General features: G+C 71.4%; 18 protein-coding genes. 6 read left to right on the forward strand and 12 right to left on the reverse strand.

Annotation, left to right across the window (positions count from 1 at the left end):
* Positions 1–24: 24 nt before the first annotated feature.
* Positions 25–297 (reverse strand): WXG100 family type VII secretion target, encoded by a 273-nt coding sequence (locus AWQ71_RS08950; RefSeq protein WP_067129594.1) that lies wholly within the window; start codon positions 295–297, stop codon positions 25–27.
* 120 nt (positions 298–417) lie between these two features.
* Between AWQ71_RS08950 and AWQ71_RS08955 the strand changes: the two genes are divergently transcribed.
* The 4 genes from AWQ71_RS08955 to eccB all read left to right on the forward strand — a co-directional run bounded on the left by AWQ71_RS08955 (position 418) and on the right by eccB (position 7,001).
* The gene (locus AWQ71_RS08955) at positions 418–1,146 is read left to right on the forward strand and encodes an SDR family NAD(P)-dependent oxidoreductase (protein WP_067129597.1); all 729 of its coding nucleotides are present in this window, start codon (positions 418–420) and stop codon (positions 1,144–1,146) included.
* Positions 1,147–1,324: 178 nt separating this feature from the next.
* A complete protein-coding gene (locus tag AWQ71_RS08960) occupies positions 1,325–2,512 on the forward strand; it encodes a S8 family serine peptidase (protein ID WP_067129600.1) in 1,188 nt (395 codons plus the stop codon).
* Positions 2,513–2,729: 217 nt separating this feature from the next.
* Positions 2,730–5,306: a protein kinase domain-containing protein gene (locus tag AWQ71_RS08965; RefSeq protein ID WP_067129603.1), complete on the forward strand. Its 2,577-nt coding sequence runs from the start codon at positions 2,730–2,732 to the stop codon at positions 5,304–5,306.
* Positions 5,307–5,588: 282 nt separating this feature from the next.
* Positions 5,589–7,001 carry a type VII secretion protein EccB gene (gene eccB / locus AWQ71_RS08970; RefSeq protein WP_067129606.1) on the forward strand — a complete coding sequence of 471 codons (1,413 nt, stop codon included), beginning with the start codon at positions 5,589–5,591 and terminating at the stop codon, positions 6,999–7,001.
* Between the two features lie 42 nt (positions 7,002–7,043).
* On the opposite strand, the gene AWQ71_RS08975 is transcribed toward eccB, so the two are convergent.
* The 10 genes from AWQ71_RS08975 to AWQ71_RS09020 all read right to left on the reverse strand — a co-directional run bounded on the left by AWQ71_RS08975 (position 7,044) and on the right by AWQ71_RS09020 (position 14,827).
* A complete protein-coding gene (locus tag AWQ71_RS08975) occupies positions 7,044–7,760 on the reverse strand; it encodes a WXG100 family type VII secretion target (protein WP_067129609.1) in 717 nt (238 codons plus the stop codon).
* 41 nt (positions 7,761–7,801) lie between these two features.
* A complete protein-coding gene (locus tag AWQ71_RS41465; RefSeq protein WP_067129611.1) occupies positions 7,802–8,869 on the reverse strand; it encodes a hypothetical protein in 1,068 nt (355 codons plus the stop codon).
* Positions 8,870–8,892: 23 nt separating this feature from the next.
* Positions 8,893–10,170, reverse strand: coding sequence for a hypothetical protein (locus AWQ71_RS08985; RefSeq protein ID WP_067129615.1), 1,278 nt, complete (start codon positions 10,168–10,170; stop codon positions 8,893–8,895).
* An 11-nt stretch (positions 10,171–10,181) separates the two neighbouring features.
* A complete protein-coding gene (locus tag AWQ71_RS08990; protein WP_067129618.1) occupies positions 10,182–10,703 on the reverse strand; it encodes a hypothetical protein in 522 nt (173 codons plus the stop codon).
* Positions 10,704–10,728: 25 nt separating this feature from the next.
* Positions 10,729–12,291 (reverse strand): WXG100 family type VII secretion target, encoded by a 1,563-nt coding sequence (locus tag AWQ71_RS08995; protein WP_067129621.1) that lies wholly within the window; start codon positions 12,289–12,291, stop codon positions 10,729–10,731.
* Between the two features lie 13 nt (positions 12,292–12,304).
* A complete protein-coding gene (locus tag AWQ71_RS09000; protein WP_067129624.1) occupies positions 12,305–12,724 on the reverse strand; it encodes a hypothetical protein in 420 nt (139 codons plus the stop codon).
* A gap of 120 nt (positions 12,725–12,844) precedes the next feature.
* Complete coding sequence (locus AWQ71_RS09005) at positions 12,845–13,159, reverse strand: WXG100 family type VII secretion target (RefSeq protein WP_067129627.1); 315 nt, start codon at positions 13,157–13,159, stop codon at positions 12,845–12,847.
* A 33-nt stretch (positions 13,160–13,192) separates the two neighbouring features.
* Positions 13,193–13,519 carry a WXG100 family type VII secretion target gene (locus AWQ71_RS09010; protein WP_067129630.1) on the reverse strand — a complete coding sequence of 109 codons (327 nt, stop codon included), beginning with the start codon at positions 13,517–13,519 and terminating at the stop codon, positions 13,193–13,195.
* 163 nt (positions 13,520–13,682) lie between these two features.
* Positions 13,683–14,129: a YbaB/EbfC family nucleoid-associated protein gene (locus tag AWQ71_RS09015; RefSeq protein ID WP_067129633.1), complete on the reverse strand. Its 447-nt coding sequence runs from the start codon at positions 14,127–14,129 to the stop codon at positions 13,683–13,685.
* Between the two features lie 182 nt (positions 14,130–14,311).
* Positions 14,312–14,827, reverse strand: a complete 516-nt coding sequence (locus AWQ71_RS09020) for a YbaB/EbfC family nucleoid-associated protein (RefSeq protein WP_067129636.1) — start codon at positions 14,825–14,827, stop codon at positions 14,312–14,314.
* Positions 14,828–14,993: 166 nt separating this feature from the next.
* Here AWQ71_RS09020 and AWQ71_RS09025 point away from each other — a divergent pair, with 166 nt between their 5' ends.
* Together AWQ71_RS09025 and AWQ71_RS09030 are read left to right on the forward strand one after the other, a co-directional pair.
* Positions 14,994–15,308, forward strand: a complete 315-nt coding sequence (locus AWQ71_RS09025) for a hypothetical protein (RefSeq protein ID WP_067129639.1) — start codon at positions 14,994–14,996, stop codon at positions 15,306–15,308.
* A 109-nt stretch (positions 15,309–15,417) separates the two neighbouring features.
* Entirely contained in the window at positions 15,418–16,164 is a 747-nt protein-coding gene (locus AWQ71_RS09030) for a hypothetical protein (RefSeq protein ID WP_067129652.1), read from the forward strand.
* Between the two features lie 48 nt (positions 16,165–16,212).
* Here AWQ71_RS09030 and eccD read toward each other — a convergent pair whose 3' ends face one another.
* Positions 16,213–17,649 carry a type VII secretion integral membrane protein EccD gene (gene eccD / locus AWQ71_RS09035; protein ID WP_084258718.1) on the reverse strand — a complete coding sequence of 479 codons (1,437 nt, stop codon included), beginning with the start codon at positions 17,647–17,649 and terminating at the stop codon, positions 16,213–16,215.
* Positions 17,650–17,743: the final 94 nt, after the last annotated feature.

The following is a 17,743-nucleotide window of genomic DNA, read 5'->3' on the forward strand; positions in this document are numbered from 1 at the left end:
GCGGCGCCGGGGGCCTGGGCCGGGCTACCGGGTGGCGGACTCGATGTTGCCGCGGTAGGTGTTGATCACGCGGGCCGCCTCGCTGAGCTCTTCGGACATGCGCTGGAAAGCCGACCGATAGCTCTGCCACGCCTCGTTGAAACGCTGCGCGCCGGGTCCCGTCCATGCGGTGCCGACCTTGGCCGCCTCACGGTCGAGACTCGCCATCGTGGCGCGAACCTGGTCGGCCTGCTGAGTGAACTGGGCCGCCATGCTCTGCATCTCCGCGGGGTCGCCGCCGAGCAGGCTGTTACTCATTCAGTGGCTCCTTCGTCGACAGTTCGGGCGCCCTCACCGTAGATCACATACCGTCTCTGTAAAGGTATTATGCCGACTGGTTATAAAGACGGGTAAAACCCTCATAAAAGCGAGTAGACCATGCGAAATGTGGTGATCACCGGCGGGGCGACCGGCATCGGTTATGCGATTGCGCGCCATTTCGCCGAGGCCGGGGAACGCGTGACCATCACCGGCAGGCGTGAACACGTGTTGAAAGACGCCGCCGCGCGACTCGGCGTCGCGTACGCCGCTTTCGACGCGACCGATCCGGACGCGGTGAGCGAGGCCGTCGAGCGGCTTCCCGCGACAATCCATGTCCTGGTGAACAACGCGGGCGGCAATACGGACCGGGCACGTCCCGCGCCCCGGGGCCTGCGGGCCGTGGCCCAGGCGTGGCGGGCCAACCTCGACCTGAACCTCATGTCCGCCGTGCTCGTGACCACCGCGCTGCTTCCCCGGCTGGGAGAGGGCGCGCGCGTGGTGAACATCGGCTCGATCGCCGCGCGCGGCACCGGCTCCGGCTCGTACGGCGCGGCGAAGGCGGCGCTCGAATCCTGGACCGCCGACCTGGCGGCGGAGCTGGGCGGCTCCGGCGGATCCGGCGGCACGGCCAACCTCGTCGCGCCCGGTCTGGTCCTGGAAACCGAGTTCTTCGGGGACGGCCTGGACGAGGAGGGCATCCGGCGGCGGGTGGCGAGCACCCGGAACGGCCGGCCCGGCACGCCGCACGACGTCGCCACGACGGTCGGTTTCCTCGCCTCGCCCGACGCCGGGCACATCACCGGCCAGGTGATCCACGTCAACGGCGGCGCGTACCTGGGCCGGTGAACCCGCGGGCTTGACCAGGCCCCCCTGTCTCGGCCCGGAACCGGCGGCCCCGGTTTCCGGGCCCGCGGTCCGGACGGAGCGGGGCCACGACCGCCCGGCCGCCGGATATGTCGGTCTTGAGACGGCGGGAGGACGTCAATAGGCTGTCCCGCTGGATCTACTGCCGTGGGGGTCGGTCATGCGAGGTCTGGTCGGGGTCATGCTCGCTGCGGCGACGGCACTGCCGATCGCGCTCGCGGCGCCGCCCGCGTACGCGCGCGCCGAGAAAGCCGCGTACACCGGGAAATCCGCGTACGCGGGGAAGAGCGACACCTGTGCGCTACCCAGGCCGGGCAGCCTCACTCTGAGCGAGCCGTGGGCGCAGCGGAGGCTCGACTTCACCTCCGTGTGGCCCCTCACCCGGGGGCGCGGTGTGACGGTCGCGATCGTGGACAGCGGGGTGGACGCCCGCCACCCGCAGATCAGGGTGGCCAAGGCGGTCGACCTGACCGGGACCGGCACCCGGGACTGCATGGGTCACGGCACGACCGTGGCCGGGATCATCGCCGGTATCGCCCGCAAGGGAAGTCCCTTCGTCGGCGTCGCCCCGGACGCCCGGCTGATCTCGATCAAGCAGACCAACGCGGAGCGCGGCGATCCGGCGCTACTCGCCCGGGCGATCGCGAAGGCGGCCGACCTCGGCGCCCAGGTGATCAACGTCTCGGTCAAGGCCACCGACCGCATGGACCTGAGGAAGGCGGTGGGGTACGCGCTGTCGAAGGACGCCGTGATCGTGGCCGCCGCCGGGAACGTGACCAAGGAGGACGGCACGCCCACGCCCGCGTACCCGGCGGCCTACCCGGGCGTCCTCGCGGTGGGATCGTCCACCCCGGACGACGAGCTGGCCGAGTTCTCCAACGTCAGCACGCCGGTCGCGGTCCTCGCCCCCGGCCAGGACCTGACCAGCACCTGGCCCGGAGGCACGTACCAGACGGATCTGAAGGGCACGAGCCAGGCGACCGCGTACGTCTCGGGGGTGGTCGCCCTGGTCCGCGCCCGCTATCCGCAGCTGGACAGCGTACGGGTGCGACGGCGCGTGGTGCTGACCGCCGACGGTACGAAGGGCACCGGGACCGGCGCGGGCATCGTCAACCCCCGGCTGGCCGTGACGATGCTCCTCCCCTCGGAGGTCGTCGCGGTCGCGCCCCAGCAGCCGGCGCCGCTGACGGAGGCGGCGGTCGCCAAGGCCCCTCCGCCGGACGAGCGCACCATCGGTATGGCGGCCATCGTGGCGGGCGGCTCGCTCGGCGCGGCGGCTCTCGTCATCGCGGCCGCCGTCCTCACCCCGCTGGGCCGCCGCCGGAGATGGCAGCCCGGCCAAAGCTGACCGGAAGCCCAACGCAAGGCAAGCGGGGGCGGAACGGGAGCCGAACGCGAGATGACATCCGGCTGCATCGTGGGCGAAATACGGACGACGTCCCACCTCAGCGGGGCGTTTCCCAAATAGACACCGAAAACCGGTGATATGGAAGGGGCACCTTTGGTTGAATGTGATCTGATCATGAATGCCCTTATTGAACTGATACAGCCCGGAAGGAAGTTCGATGGGCGAGATGCTCCCCTTATTGCCTGACGATCCAGAGCAGGTAGGCGGCTACGTCCTCTGCGGGCGGCTCGGTGAAGGGCCCCGAGGAGTCGCTTACCTGGGACGCCCCTCTCCGGAGGCTGAGGCGTCCGTCGTCAAGCTGCTCCACCCCCGGCCGTCCGCTGACGCGGAGGCCCGGGACCGGCTCCTCCAGGAGCTGACCGAGGCCAAGGGCCTCTCCGGATCGCACGCCGTGCCGCCCGTGGAGGCAGGCTGGCTGGGCGACCGGCCGTACGTGGTGCGCGGATACGTCAAGGGCGCCTCCCTCCAGGAGACCGTACGCGCCGACGGGCCGCTGGAGGCCGACGCGCTGGAGCGCCTCGCCCTCGGCACCCTCACCGCTCTCACCGCGGTCCACGCGGCCGGCCTGGTCCACCGCGGGATCACCCCCGGCAACATCCTGATCGGCGCGGACGGCCCCCGTGTGTCCGACATCGGCATGGGCGGGTCGGACGACGCCTACCGCGCCCCCGAGCAGGTGCGCGGCGAGCCCGGCGACGCACGCTCGGACCTCTTCTCCTGGGCGGCGTCCATCGCCTACGCGGCGACGGGGACGGTCCCCGGCGGCTCCGCGCGCAAGGACGCCCCCAGCGGCCCGGACGCCACCGAGAAGCCCGGCGCCTCCCCGGCCGAGGGCGGCCCGTCGGCCGATGCCACGGTGAACCTCCGCGAGGCCATCGCCGCCGCCAAGGCGGCCGCCGCGAAGGAGTCCGCCGCGAAGGAGTCCGCCGCCGAGAAGCCGAGCCCTGCCACGCCCGCTGGGCCCGACGCCCCCGTCTCCTCCGAGAAGCCGGCGTCTGACGGCTCCGCGGGGGAGGACGGTCCGTCGGCCGAAGCGACGGTGAACCTCCGCGAGGCCATCGCCGCCGCCAAGGCGGCCGGCGCGGCCGGCGTTCCCGGCCCCGCCGCGGGCTCCGGAGGCGCGCCCGCCCTGGACGCGGTCCCGCAGCCGCTGCGGCGGATCCTCCTCGCCTGCCTCTCCCCCGACCCCGTCGCCCGCCCCACCGCCAGGAACGCGATGCTGCGGCTGCTCGGGGAGGACGACGCGGCCCCGGCCCCGTCCACGGACGTCATGGTGGCGGGCGCGCCGATGCCCGGGGGCCCCATGGCCGGCGTCGTCCTGCCCGCCCAGCAGCCCTTCTCCGGACCGAACGGCGGGCAGCGCTGGGGAGCGCCTTCGATGCCCGGCACCGTGCCGCCCGCGCACGGCCCGCACCAGAACGGTCCCCACCCCAACGGCCCGTACCAGAACGGCCCGCATGGGAACCCGATGGCCGGTCCCGGCCAGGTCTGGCAGGGTTTGCCCCCACAGCGCCCCGCCGCACCGGCGTGGGGAGCGCCTCCGATGCCCCACCAGGCGCCGCCCGGCTCGCCGGCCGGTGGGCCGACGCTGCAGAACCAGGGCATGCCACAGCGCAAGGGGCCCTCTCTCGCGCTGGCCGCGTCGCTGGCCGCCGTTCTCGCGCTGTCCGTCGGCGGAGTGTGGGCGGCCGGGCACTACACCGGCACGGCGTCGTTCGACAATGCGGCTGCCGAGGGGACGGCGAAGGCCACCGACGCGGCGGCGGCTCCGGCCGATGCCATCCCCTCCGCCGAAACCACCGGCAAGAGGCGGCAGCAGCCCCAGACCCAGGTGACCGTCCCGTGGGCGAGTACCCCGGATCCGGATTCCACGGGCGTGTTCCCGCTGACCCTGCCCACCGACTGGGTGGACGAGACCCCCGCGCCCACCGTCACCGCGACGTTGCCGAACATCCCGATCACGCCGCCGGCCGTACCGACCTGGCAGCCTCAGTCGACCTGGCAGCCGCAGGCGACCTCGGCGCCGACCGCGGCCGAGACACCGACCGCGACCGCGGCCGAGACGCCGGCCGCGCGGCCGTCGCGCACCCGCCGGCCGAGGCCGAGCCCGTCTCCCACCACGGAGCCGCCGGCGCCCGCCGAGACGCCCACCGAGACGCGGGCGCCGGAGCCGGAGCCCACCACCCAGGCACCCGAGCCGACCCGGACCAGGCGACCCGAGCCGACCCGGACCGGGCGACCCGAGCACATCTGGCCCAGGCGACCCCAGCCGACCCCGACCCCGACCAGCCAGCCGGAGCCGACGAGGGAGATCATTGCGCCTCCCACCAGGAAGGCCGAGCCGGAGCCGGAGAAGACCCAGGCCCCGCCGCCTCCGGCCAAGGCCGAGGAGCCCCGCAACCCGTACTCGCCGCAGCAGGTCTGCAACTCCGGCGGTCACGGGTCCGGCTTCTACGTCCAGCGGTCGGCGAGCTTCGACGGGGGGACGGTGTACCAGCTCTACAGCGACGCCTCCGGATACAACTGCGTGGTCGCCATGAAGACGGCGAACGTCGGCAAGGCCAGCTCGATCTGGGCCAAGCTCGAAGTGCAGGGCGGCGGCAGCTCGGGCGACAGTGGGTCGTTCGAGTACTACGCCGGTCCGGTGATGCTGTCCGGGAAGGGCCACTGCGTGCGTTACTCCGGCGGCAGCGGCTCCGGCAGCGGCGGAGGTGACTGGGCGAACTGCGGGTGACCCCGGCCGGGAACGAGCCCGGGGTTCCCGACGGCGGATCCCTTCGCGGTGATCCGCCGTCGGGGACGCCCCTCGGAGCCCGTCCGGCGGATGCCGTCAGAGGCGCGGCGGCCACGACGATCGTGGCCGCCGCGCCTTCGGCCGTCCTGACCGGGTTCCCCTCCCGGGCCCACCGCCCACGGCCCGCCCGCGGTCCCGAGGGGACCGTGTTCCGCCGCGCGCCGACCTGTACGCCCGCCACCGCTCCGCACTGATCACCCCGTACCGGGAGAACGGACTGGAATGCAGACCCGAAAGGATCTCTACCAGGCGCATCGGCTGATGACGCAGCGCCTGGGCACGGCCCTGCTGCAGGCGGAGCCGGACCTGCCGGAGGCCCCGATGCGCCGGCACACCGTCGCGTCGTTCGGCGGCGTCATGCTCGCGGTCCTCGTCATGGCCGTCTTCGGGATCTGGGGACTGCTCAAGCCCGGCGGCGCGACGAGCCTGACCGATCCCGGCCAGTTGCTCGTCGAGGAGGAGAGCGGCGCCGTCTACATCTACAGCGAGGCCGGCAAGACGCTGCTCCCCGTCGCCAACTACGCGTCGGCGCGCCTGCTGCTCGGAACCCCCGACGTGACCGTGCGCAACGTGTCGGCCAGGTCGCTCGCGGAGTTCGACCGCGGCCCGCTCGTGGGCATCCCCGGCGCGCCGGCCTCGCTCCCCGCGCCGGAGAAGCTGGTCCGCGGCCCCTGGTCCGCCTGCGTGACGGAGGTGGCGGACGCCGCCGGGTCGCGCACGTCGTACGTGACCTTGGTGGGCGGCAGGGACGTCGGCGGCCGCCAGATCGGCGAGGACGCCATGGCGGTCGAGGACGGGCGGCAGGAGTGGCTGATCTGGGGCGACCAGCGGATGCGCGTCGTCGGCGACGCCGCACGCTCGCTGGTCGGGGCGAATCCCAAGAAGGTGCCCGCCGCCTGGCTGAACTCCCTCCCGGAAGGCCCCGGCTTCCGCAGTCCGGACGTCCCCGGCCGAGGCCGCAGGCTGCGCGGTCCGGACGGCACGAGCGCCGTCGTGGGCCAGGTGTTCACCGTCCCGGCGATGGCCGGAACCCCCGCCCGCTGGTACGTTTTGATGGGCGACGGGCTCGCCCCGATCTCCATCACCCAGGCGAGCCTCCTGCTGGAGGACCCCGAGAGCAAGAAGAAGGCGTACGGCAGGCGGCCGGTCATGCCCATCCCGATCGACGCGGCCACCGCGAACAGCGCGCCCGTGTCGAAGACCGACATGACGGTCCCCGGGATGCCCACCGAGATGCCGAAGATCATCGTCCCGGACCTGTCCGCGCCACTGTGCGCCGTCTACGCCGACAGCGAGTCCGGCTCGGCCCGGGCCCGGCTGACCATCGGGAGCCGGATCGAGATCCCGGTGCCTCCGGCGAGCGGCGACCAGGAGCATTTCGACCAGGTACTGCTCCCGCCGGGGGCGGCGGCGGTGGCCGGGGTGCTGCCCGGCGACGGCGCGGCGGTCCACACGTACTTCCTGGTCACCGACCAGGGGCGCCGGTTCGCGGTCGCGTCCGCCGACCTGCTCGCCGATCTCGGCTACCAGGTCTCGGACGCCGCGCCGGTGCCGACGCAGATCCTCCACCTGATCCCCGAAGGCCCGGCGCTCGACCCCGCCGCCGCCAGGAAGCCCCTGCAGTACGGCCAGTGACCGGCGCTCCGGCGGGACTTCCCGGCCCGGCTTCCGGCTTCCCTAGGCCCCCGCCATCCCCGGGATCTGCGGGACCTTCAGGTCCTGCTGGAGCCCGGCCTCGTCGTTGTACTTCAGGTACGCGCCGGAGTAGTCGGCCGGCTGCTGCGGGAGCGCCGTCGTGTTGGGGAACAGGGCGCCCGTACTCGAGCTCTGCCAGTTCACCAGGCCGATGACTCCGGCGATCATGAAAACGGCCCTGGCCTGCTTCTGCAGGAGCTTCCTCATCGCCCCCGCGAGGGTGGTCAGCGCGGAACCCGTCGCGGCCCGGACCGCGACCTTGGCAGGGGGGTAGGCGATGCATATGTACTGCAGCACGGCAAAGGCGGCCAGTAGGCCGGCCACACTGAGGCAGACGATGACGGCGACGTGGTACATCCTCGCGGTCTGGTCGAGGGAGTCACCCGCCCCTTCGTGGTTGCGCTTGAGCTGATCGACTCCTTCCACGAAGGTGTCCGCGACGGCGCTGAAGGTCGAGAACGCCGGCCCCTTCCACTTGTCCTTGAACGAGTCCCTCATCTGGACGATGTGGTCCTTGAGGGAGTCGAGGTCGACGCGCCAGTCGGCCGCGGCCGCGGCCATGGCCTCCGGATCGGAGACGAACGACGACATCATGAGAACGATGGTCCTCGCGACCGGGTACTCCCACAGAAGCATCGCGGAACCGCCGGCCGCCGCCACCGCGTTCATGATCAACATCTTGTCGCTCTCGTAAGCCACGAGCCGCTTCCTCTATTCCTTCTGGTGTCGCCGGACGGCGCTCAGTCGATCTGACCGATCACCGCAGGGGCCACGTCGTCGTCCGCGCCCCAGTCACCCTCGTCACCGGTGAGGAAGGCCGACTTCTCCCTCTCGCGCTCCTGCGCCCCACCGCCGCCGCCCCCACCCATCGGGGGCATGTACGGCATCCCCGTGCCGCCCGCTCCCGCCGCGCGCGCGGCGTCGGCGGCCGTCCGGCCCAGCCCCGCCCCCGGCGCCGTTCCGGAGTAGCCGGGTCCGCCGGTGGTCGTACCGCCCGGCCCGGATCCCGGCCACCCGGAGCCCCCGGGGTACTGCCCCCCGGGGTTCTGCCCCCCGGGAATCGTGACCCTGTTCGGGTCGAGTCCCGCGAGGTTGGTGCTCGGATCGCCGATCGAGGGGGTGGTGATCCCGGTCGTGTCGTGGGACGGGAGATCGGTTCCCGGCCCCTTGCCCAGGTCGTCCGGGTTCGGAACATTGGGCCCCTTGCCCAGGTCGTCCGGGTTCGGAGCCTTGGGCCCCTTGCCCAGGTCATCCGGATTCGGAGCCTTGGGCCCCTTGCCCAGGTCATCCGGATTCGGAACGTCGGGCCCCTTGCCCAGGTCATCCGGATTCGGAACCTTGGGCCCCTTGCCCAGGTCATCCGGATTCGGAACGTCGGGCATCTTCGGATCCGGCGTGCCGGGGATCTTCGGCGTGCCGGGGACCTTCGGATCCGGCGTGTCCGAGCCCTTTTTCTTGTCGTCGGGGTTGGTGCGGTCGTAGTTATCGTCCATGTCCTTGAGCGCCTTCTCCCAGGACGCCAGCGCCTTCTGGGCTTCCTCGAGGGCGCTCGCCGCGGCCTTGCGCGCGGAGTCGTGCGCGCTGGCCAGGCCGATGCCGACGGCGCCGAACCCGGGGAACCCGATCTCGATCGAACCGGTCGCCTGCGAGATCTTCCCGAGGGCGGGGGCGCGTTCCGCGAGTTTGCTGCCGAGACTCGCCACCTCCCCCTTCTCCGGGAACTGGAGCTCTTGGTGGCCCATCAGCGACGAGCCGCCCATCAGGTCGGCGGCGCTCGGGATGCCCGAACCGGACGAGGAGTCAGTCATGTGTACGCGCCTTCCGCTGTCCGCTACCCGAGCACCGGGGGAATGCTGCTGCCGCCCTCGCCCCAGACCTCGTCGTCTTCCATGAGCCAGGTGGAGTTCTCCCGGTCCGCCTGCCCCTCACGGCCCTGTCCGCCGCCGTGCGCGCCGGCCCCCATCATGCCGTTCGCGCCCGCCGCTCCCGCGCCGCGAAGACCCGTACCGCGAGACGCCGCCCCGCCTCCGGACGAGCCGCCGGCCACGCCGCCGAGCCCCGGCACGATCCCGGCGGAGCCCCCTCCGAAGGCGCCGGAGCCGGACGAGCCGCCGGAGGAGGGACCGCTGAGCGTGGTCGCCGACGGGGTGAGCGTCCCCGGGCCGCTGTACCCGGCCAGATCGGCGGTGCCGGAGCCCGATCCCGTGCTCGATCCCGGGCCGGTTCCCCCTCCGGAGGGGCCGCCGGGTGTCACCCCGGTCCCGTCTCCTCCCCCGAGACCGCCGGTGGACGGGCCGAGGACGGACGGCGTGACCCCATCGGCGCCGGGACCGGTGATCCCGAGGTCGCCCGGGATCGAGCCGGGCCCTCCGAGACCGTCGACGTCCGGAACCGATCCATTGACGTCCGGAACCGAACCGCTGACGTTCGGAGCCCCGTCGAAGCCGGGCAGGGGGCCGCCCGGGCCCGAGGGCAGCCTCAGGTTGACCTTCTCCGGGTCGTACTGGACCTTCGAGAGGTCCGGCAGCTCGATGTCGTGGGGGTCGGGCAGCGCCTGCTGGACTTCGGACGGCAGCGTCGCGTAATTCTCGACGATCCGCTCGTTGACCCGCTTCAGATGGTCGGCGGCGCGCTTTTCCGTACGAGACCGGCCCCACCACACGTCGGCCCAGTCGATGTCGTGATCGGAACGCGAGTCCTCGCCGACCTTCTCGACCACGTTCTGCTGCGCGTACACGAGAGTGTCGGCGTAGTCCTGGAGCGACCGTCCGGTCTTCCCCAGCTTCCCGGCGAGCTCGCGCACGCTCGCGTGCAGACTCCGGAGCTGCTTCTGCACCTCGACCGCCTCCGGGCCCTTGTAGTGCTCGGCCAGCCCGGTGGCGGCGCTTTTCACGTCCGTGGCGAAGCTGTCGAGCAGCCCCTGGGCGGCGGAGTAGTACTGCCCGGCCCGGCGCACCGAGTTCGGGTCGCTGTTGTCCACCCAATCCTTGATCGTGTCGATGTTGGAGTGGAACAGGGTCGCCCAGAAGCCGGTGGCGAGATCGACGTCCTTGGTGGGAGCGATCGTGAACTTCTTCAGTTCGATGTTTACGATCTTCGGGTCCGTCATCGTGCGCTCCGTCAGACTTCGCGCGAAGCGTCGGCCCCGTTGGCCTGCTCCGCTCGGTCATAGCTGTCCACCATCGTCAGCAACGCCTGGGCGGCGGCGTCGGCCCGCGTGACCAGGTCCGCGTACGCGCCGGTCCCCGCCTGCAGGTGCTCGCCTCCGGGGGAACGGCTGTCCCCGTCGTGTTTGATGGCGCCCTCGCCGACAAGCTGGTTGAACGCGACATTCGCCGCTGTGTAGAAGGACTGCGCCGCCCGCCACGAGCCGTAGCGCTCCGCGGCGAGCCCGCACTCCCGTCGCAGGTCCGGCAGCGATCCCGCGCCGGCCGGGGGCCCCGGCAGCGGCGAGTTGTCCCCGGGGGCGTGCGCCACGAACCGGGCCGGCGCCTGGGTCTCCGTGATCAGGGCGTCCAGGGCCGTGCGCAGGTTGCCGGCGATCCGCTTGATCTCCGGACGGTTGAGTTCCGGGCTACCCGACCCGCTCGCGTCGTTCTTGTCCGTCAGACCGGGCCAGTCCGGGTCATACTCGAGCGCCATGCGCACCATCCTGCTCTGGTAGGGATCAGCCGATCACCGGCGGAATGACGCGATGGCTGGAGTCCCAGGCGTCGCGATCCTCGTTCAGCCAGGTGGTCCTCTCCTGACTTTCCCGGTCACCGGCGGCGCCGGCTCCGGCTCCGCTCATCGGCATGAACGGCATCGACGACCCCGCCGGGCCCCTGGGCGCCACGAGCCCCGGCCCACCGGCGACCGGTGTACCCGATCCCGGCCCGCCCAGGATCGACGGGGTGCCCGGAGCCACCGTTCCCGGTTGGGTCACCACGCCGCCGGTCACCCGCGGATCGACCGAGATGAGCCGGCCGTTCGTGTCGCCGATGACCGGATTCGTGATCGGCATGTCCCGGACACCGGCCGTCTCGGTGCTCTGACTGTCGCTTCCCGCCAGGTCGTTCTGCCCGATGACGGAGGGGGCGGTGCCGTCGCCCGTGTTCGTCGCGGGGCCCGCACCGGTGTCCGTCCCGGGAGCCGATCCGGGGTCGGAGCCGGTCCCGGGGGCGCCGGGATCACCCGCGCCACCTGACGGGTCGGTCGTGCCACCGCCCGCTTCCGGGGATCCCGGGTTTCCCGAGCCGCCGGAACCGCCGGAACCGCCGGTGTGACCGCCTCCCGTGCCGGAGCCGTCCGTCCCGTGGGATCCCCCGCCGCCCGAGCCGGAGCCCGCCCGCGGCGACGAGCCCCCCGAACCGCCCGAGCCACCGCTGTGGTCCGCACCGCCGGTGCCGCCGGAACGGACTCTCGACGTGCCGCCCCCGTCCGAGCCCGACGACCCGTCTCCGTAGGTGACCTGGCGCCGTGGTGGGGAACCCCCGTCCGGAGGCGACACCTTCGGCAGCTCGTACGTCACATCAGCGGGTATGTGAGCCGCGTAGACATCGACGATCTTCGTGTTCAGCTCGTTGAGCACTCCCCTGGCGCGGTTGTCCGCGAAGGCCTTGGCCGCCAGGTAGGTGCCCTCGGTCTTGATGCCGTTGTAATTGGAACGCAGGAGGCTGGGGGGAAGGCCCCCCTGATCGCCGATGACTCCGTTCGAGTACAGCCCCGGCTGGGTCGGGCCCTGGAGTCCCGTGGCGCCCGTCAGCGACGGGCTCGTGTTCTGCTGGAACGAAGTGGCCCCCGAAGGCGGCGGCCCGACCAGAGAAGAGTTCTGCTGGGGGTAGCACCCGGGCAGTTCCTTCTGCAGATTTCCCTGGATCTGCTCGATCTCGGTCTTCGCCTTGGGCAGATGGACCTCGCCGTACAGCCTGAGCGCCTGGCTCATCCCCCGCATCTTCGTGGCGAGTTCCTCGCCCACCGCGGTGAGGAGCCGCAGCGCCTTCTGAACGTCGGCGGCGGCCGGCCCCTTCCACGCCTCGGCGAGCCGCTGCGCGCGCGCCTGGATCGCGTCCGTCATCAGTTCGATGTTCGAGGCGGCGTGTGTGTAGGCGAATCCGGCGTCGCTCACCAGCGTCGGCGAGCTTTTCCGCAACCACGCCGCGATCTGGTCCGTGTCGGTGGGAGCGGTCACCGGGGCGGCCGTCGGGGGCTGCCCCGTTTTGATGCTGAGAGTCTTTCGATCGGTGTCCACGGCGGCCCCCCTGTCAGGCGCTCCCGTTGCCCTCGTTCGCGCGGTTCGTCTTGGCGTACTCGTCGGCCTGGGCTTCCATCACGAGCATCACGGTCTTGTAGACCTCGGCCCACCGCTGGTAGGCCTCCAGCAATGCCCTGCCGCCCTTGGCCGCCGTGTCGGCGAGCACCTTCGCGTCCGCCCACTCACCGAGCTGTCCGGCCCCGATCTTCTCCAGGCCGCTCTGCTCGACACTCTTCACCGAGCCGGTCGTATAGCCCTCGTCGAAGGCCGCTGCGTCGACGCCGGCCAGGTACTCCTTCAGCTCTCCGGCGATCGTCCTGATCGTGGCGACGTTGTATTGCACCGGAACGTCACCGTCCAGGCCCGGCCATTTCGGGTCGAGCGGGAGCGTGTCGCCGCCGTCGCCGCCCATGGCGTCCTTCTGCGTCATGTCACCCCAACTCACGACCTGCGAGGCCCGTCACCGAGCCATCCGCGGAATCGGGCACGGAAGGGCCGTCCCGGCCGTCGAGAACGGCGACGGCCCGGGAAGACCCGTACGAGCGCTGGGTCAGCCGTTCACCCACATGCTCTTGTTCCTGATCTCCGCCGCCTTGTAGTTCTCGTTGGCGATCTGGATGGCCCGCTGCATCTCGTCCAGCTGGCTCCTCATCTTGGTGGCGGCGGCGTCCCACTTCCGCTGGTGCTCGCGGAAGAACGCCTCCGCGCCGTCGTCGCCCTCCCAGTGACCGGAGAGGTCCTGCTGGAGCTTGGCGAGCAGGTCGGACGTGGCCCGCTCGAAGTCACCCAGGATCTTGACGAAGTCCTCCTGGGCCAGATCCATGTGGCCGAAGTTGACCTTGGTAAAGTCGAGTTCAGCGGACACTGCGCTCTCCGTTCCTGCCTGACTGGCTTTCGGTCACTTGATGTCGACGTTGATCAGCGACTCGACACGGCCCACGCCGGCCTGGACGTCCTGGTCCGCGGCGTCGTAGACGATGGCGTTGACGCCCATCTTGTCCGCGATCGACTCGAGGTCCTCTCGGACCGTCCTCATGCTGTCGTTCCAGGTGATCATCGCCCGCTTGAAGACGGCGGCCGCCGGGCCCATCCATCCCGTGGCCAGCAGGCCGTTCGCCGTCGTCTCGACACCCGAGCGAAGGCCCTCGATGTACTGGGCCGTGTCGACGACATGGCCGGACGCTTTCGTGATCTGTGCGGGGCTCGCCCCAAAGAACTGCGACATTCCGTCACCTCCGTGACATGTGGCCGGTCTGGCCCCAGACGTTCCCGGCGTCAAGGACACGTCGTACGGATATCACCAGACCGCATCGTATGCCTCAAGATCTACCTAGCTAACATGCATGTATATTACGGATAAGTAAACTTTGATCAACCTATCCGTGTCACTACGCGCCTTCGAGCCGCTTCTGGATATGGCCGAGCTCGGCCATCACGTCGTCGAAGGTCCGGTTGTAGAGCCCCTCGGCCTCCCTGACCCTGTCCATCGCCGCGTCGGGGTCCTTGAGGAGCTTCATGGGGTCGTTCTCCTTGCCGAAGACCTCCTCGGACGCCTCCTCCACCAGCCGCTGCATGTCCTCGGCCGCCGCCCGGATCGTCTCCTTGATCTTCTCGGCGAGCTCGCCCGAGCTGAGCCGCATCGCCTTGGGGTGCAGCTCCAGCTCGCGCAGACCGGCCCCGGCGTATTCCACGGTGACCAGGCGGTCCTCGTCCTGCGCCCGACCGACCAGGTCCGACAGGACGCGCTCGAACTGCTGCATCTGCTCGATCTGCTGATCGCCGCGTCGCATGAGCTGCTCGATGTCGATGTTCGCGAAGTCGCCGAAGTCCGTCATCCGTCGCCCCCATCTCCGGTGCCGGCAGCCGTCCACGTGCCAGAAATCACATATGGACACATTTAGAGGGCAACGTACCTCATCGACCCTCGCTTTCACCGGCCTTTCCGGTCATGTGATATCCGCTGAAATAGGCGAAACCACCACTGACCAGGCCGAACCCGCTCCTCCCGCTGACGGGGTCAGCCGGAGCCGTTCCGGAACCGCTCCAGGCGGGCCATCCGGCCCTCCATCGAGTCGAGGAAGGAGTCCTGGATCGCCTCCAGCCTCCGCCGCGCACGGTCGATGTCCAGCGCCCGGTCGGCCGGGCGGCCGGGCTCCCTCCCGTCGCCGGAAGACTCCGCGCGCCCGCCGGACGCGTCCGGAAAGGCTCCGCCCAGAGGGTCCTCCAGCGCCGAGCCGAGCACCTCGGCGGTCCTGCGCTGGGCGTCCTCCTGCGCCGCCCGTACGGCGCTGACCACCGCCTCGGCCAGACCCTCGCTGCCCTGCCGCATCACCCGGGGATCGAACCGCACGTCCCTGATCCGGCCCTCGCCGTCCACGATGGCACGGATCATGCCGCCGGCGGCCTCGCCCTCCCCGGTCACCTCGCCCAGCCGTCCCAGGGCCTCGGTCAGATCGCGGAGGGTGCGTTCCGCCTCCCGGGAGATCCGGTCGATCTCCTCCGTACGCACCGTCGCGGGATCGAAGTCGAACATCCCTGCCCCCTCATGATCGCGTCATCCAACTTGATCATCGGACGGTGAACCGACCCCCAGCGCGCGGTGTCCGCGCCCCCAACCCGACATGAACAAACACCTCCCACCTGCACGAACGCCCCCGGCGCCGTGGCCGCCGGAACGATCATGGTGATATGGAGATCACATGTCTCCGAACCCCAACCAGGACCGGTACGTCACCTCGAACGGCATCAACAAGCTCCGGAACCGGCTCGCCGACGACGTCATCCCCCAGTTCGAAAAGCGCAGGAGCCAGGTGGACGAGACCGTCCTCGGCCCCTGGGACCTCGGCATCTCGGGCAGCGCGATCATCCTGTCCACCTACGAGACCGCGATCGTCAGGGCGCGCGGCCATCTGAGCGACGCCATCGACACGGCCCAGCAGTGGAGGGAACAGCTCGGCATCGCCGCCGCCAACTGGCGCGACGCCGAGGACGCGAGCACCGTCAAGTACGTCTGACGGTCCGCACACCGGCCCGTGCCGCCAGGGACGCGAGCCGGCGAAACCTCACACCGCCGAGCCGGGGCCTTCCCGGCTCGGCGGCATCATCGGGAAAGGCGAAACGAACATGGGCAAGCACGCGGGCGCTCCCGCGGTCGAGGCGCTCTCGAACCTGAGACGGGCGCAGCTCCTCGCGGGGGGAGGCCTGCTCGCGCTGACGTTCGTGGAGAGCCTCCTGGTCGACGACGAGGCGATCATCCACGCGGCCAACAACTGGCTGGCGCTCGCTCGCGAGCTGGACGGGGGCCCCAAACGGCTCATCGCGCTCATGCTGGCCGAGTCGAAGGAGGACTGGATCGCCGAGGACCACCTCGCGTTCGAGGACGCCGCCGTGACCTTCCAGTCGGAGCTGGAGGTGCTGCGGGGCACGCTCACCGACACCGCCGGCCTGATCGACGAGGTCGGGGCCACCTTCCGCAACTTCGGATGGGCGGTGTTCGCGTTCTCGGTCACACTTCTCGCCACGGCGATCTCCGCGGCGGTGCTGACCCTCACCCCGGCCGGAGCCCAGGCCCGGCTCTTCATCCGCGCGCTCATGCAGGCGGCGGACAAGATCCTCGCCGCCTGGGGCAAGGCCCTGACGGGCTACCTCGGCGGTGTGGCGGTCCTCATGGGCTACCTGTGGCGCAAGGAGATCCAGTTGAAGCACGTGGAGCCCACCGGCAACGTCGCCATCGACTTCAAGCAGGCGACGATCGACGTGAACCGCGCCCCCACCTTCACGAAGCCCGGGCCCCCGGGGACGCCGTCGCCCACCGCCGGCTTCGACTGGCTCGCCCCCAAGCGCGACGTGCCCCTGCCGTACGGCCAGTAGGAGCCGTACGGCCGATGAAGCCGGGCGGTGGGACCGGCCCGGACGAGATCAGCCGGACAGGCCGCGGATCCAGGCGTAGACCTCCAGCACGCCCAGCGCGAGCGGGAACAGGCCGGCGGTCAGCATGACGTCGACGATGTCCCCGGCCCGTCCCCAGAACGGGGACGGGCGCCCGGTCGGCAGCCACAGGCCGAGACCGGCCGGGATCGCCGCCGCCCACATGAGCCCGATCACGAGCGCGACGGACCAGACGCCGCCCACCCGCGTGCTCAGCGTGAGCGTGAGCAGGACGAGCCCGGCCAGCGCGGGCACCGTCAGCCAGAGCCGCTGCGCGACGCCGTGGAAGACCCGCGTGCGGAGAACCATGGACAGCGACAGCGCCAGCGACATGACCGGCGCGATCCACCCCTCGTCGAGCACGAGCAGCGGCTGGGCGGCGAGCACGGCCAGCCCGATCCCCGCGACGATCCCGGTGGCGTAGCGCTGCGCCTGGCCGGTCCGCTCAAGGATGGACGCGCTGTCCACCCGCTCGTTGTCCGCGCGCAGCTCCTCGGCCGTGGTGGGCATCGAGGGCAGCGGCATCCGGGCCAGCCGGAACGCCAGCGACGGGACGATCGGGCTGCACGCCAGCAGGAGCGACGCGGCCACCGCGGCGACCCCCGGCGCGGGCGCGTCGAACACCATCACGATCGCGGCGCACACCGTCCCGGTCACCGAGGCGATCGCGGTGCCGAGGAACCCGGGCACGCCGTCGGCCACCGCGGCCCCGCCGACCGCGGCCACGAACGCGACGCAGGCGAACCCGGCGAGCAGGTGCGGCGCGCCCAGACCCGCGAGCCCGGCCGGTCCCGCCGGGGCGAGCAGCCCGGCCAGGAACCCGTACGGCAGGGCCGCGTAGCCGAGCGCCGCGCCCGCGCCCGAGTGGCCGAGCGCCCGGGACAGGGAGGCGGCGGCGAGAAGCAGGAGGAGGGCGAGCACGCCCGCGACCACGGCCACCACGCCCAGTGCCGTGCCGGACAGCACGAGCGCGGGAACCCCGGCGACGAGAAGGGCGCAGGAGGCGCCCGTCCCGAGCAGCCGGGTGTGCCGGCCGCTCCAGGCGTTCCTGCCCTCCTTGACGCCGGTGGCGACCACATCGGCGACGTCGTCGAACATCGCCGGGGGCAGCACGAACTCGCGCGGGCGGAGGTAGAGCACCTCACCGTCGAGGACGCCGAGCACGCCGAGGCTCTGCCCGAGGTCGAAGGGGGTGCCGCCGAGCCGCTGCAGGATCCATCCGGGCGCGGCGGCGTGCTCTCCGTCCATCTCGCCGAGCGCGCGCAGCAGGCCGGGCATGACGTGCGGCAGCGGGATGTCCGACGGCAGCGCGAGGTCGGCTCTCTTGTGCGGGCCGACGATCGTGACGTGGCAAAGCGCCGGCAGCCGGGCGCCCGCCGCGGCGAGAGCCCCCTGCGACATCGGCTCATGGGCGGCCAAGGACGTCACTGCCGTACTCCCTCCGCGTGCGGAACAGCGAACAACGCGAACATAGCGCGCCTACGTTCCTCCACTCGGACGTAAACCGCATCTGGTAAGAAAA

This window comes from Microtetraspora malaysiensis, assembly GCF_001528665.1.
GTDB classification, from domain to species: domain Bacteria; phylum Actinomycetota; class Actinomycetes; order Streptosporangiales; family Streptosporangiaceae; genus Microtetraspora_A; species Microtetraspora_A malaysiensis.

Excerpts from the sequence above, each read along its gene's own strand:
- AWQ71_RS08950 (WP_067129594.1), bottom strand. The coding sequence starts at position 297 with ATGAGTAACAGCCTGCTCGGCGGCGACCCCGCGGAGATGCAGAGCATG.
- AWQ71_RS08955 (WP_067129597.1), top strand. The coding sequence starts at position 418 with ATGCGAAATGTGGTGATCACCGGCGGGGCGACCGGCATCGGTTATGCG.
- AWQ71_RS08960 (WP_067129600.1), top strand. The coding sequence starts at position 1,325 with ATGCGAGGTCTGGTCGGGGTCATGCTCGCTGCGGCGACGGCACTGCCG.
- AWQ71_RS08965 (WP_067129603.1), top strand. The coding sequence starts at position 2,730 with ATGGGCGAGATGCTCCCCTTATTGCCTGACGATCCAGAGCAGGTAGGC.
- eccB (WP_067129606.1), top strand. The coding sequence starts at position 5,589 with ATGCAGACCCGAAAGGATCTCTACCAGGCGCATCGGCTGATGACGCAG.
- AWQ71_RS41465 (WP_067129611.1), bottom strand. The coding sequence starts at position 8,869 with ATGACTGACTCCTCGTCCGGTTCGGGCATCCCGAGCGCCGCCGACCTG.
- AWQ71_RS08985 (WP_067129615.1), bottom strand. The coding sequence starts at position 10,170 with ATGACGGACCCGAAGATCGTAAACATCGAACTGAAGAAGTTCACGATC.
- AWQ71_RS08990 (WP_067129618.1), bottom strand. The coding sequence starts at position 10,703 with ATGGCGCTCGAGTATGACCCGGACTGGCCCGGTCTGACGGACAAGAAC.
- AWQ71_RS09000 (WP_067129624.1), bottom strand. The coding sequence starts at position 12,724 with ATGACGCAGAAGGACGCCATGGGCGGCGACGGCGGCGACACGCTCCCG.
- AWQ71_RS09010 (WP_067129630.1), bottom strand. The coding sequence starts at position 13,519 with ATGTCGCAGTTCTTTGGGGCGAGCCCCGCACAGATCACGAAAGCGTCC.
- AWQ71_RS09015 (WP_067129633.1), bottom strand. The coding sequence starts at position 14,129 with ATGACGGACTTCGGCGACTTCGCGAACATCGACATCGAGCAGCTCATG.
- AWQ71_RS09020 (WP_067129636.1), bottom strand. The coding sequence starts at position 14,827 with ATGTTCGACTTCGATCCCGCGACGGTGCGTACGGAGGAGATCGACCGG.
- AWQ71_RS09025 (WP_067129639.1), top strand. The coding sequence starts at position 14,994 with ATGTCTCCGAACCCCAACCAGGACCGGTACGTCACCTCGAACGGCATC.
- AWQ71_RS09030 (WP_067129652.1), top strand. The coding sequence starts at position 15,418 with ATGGGCAAGCACGCGGGCGCTCCCGCGGTCGAGGCGCTCTCGAACCTG.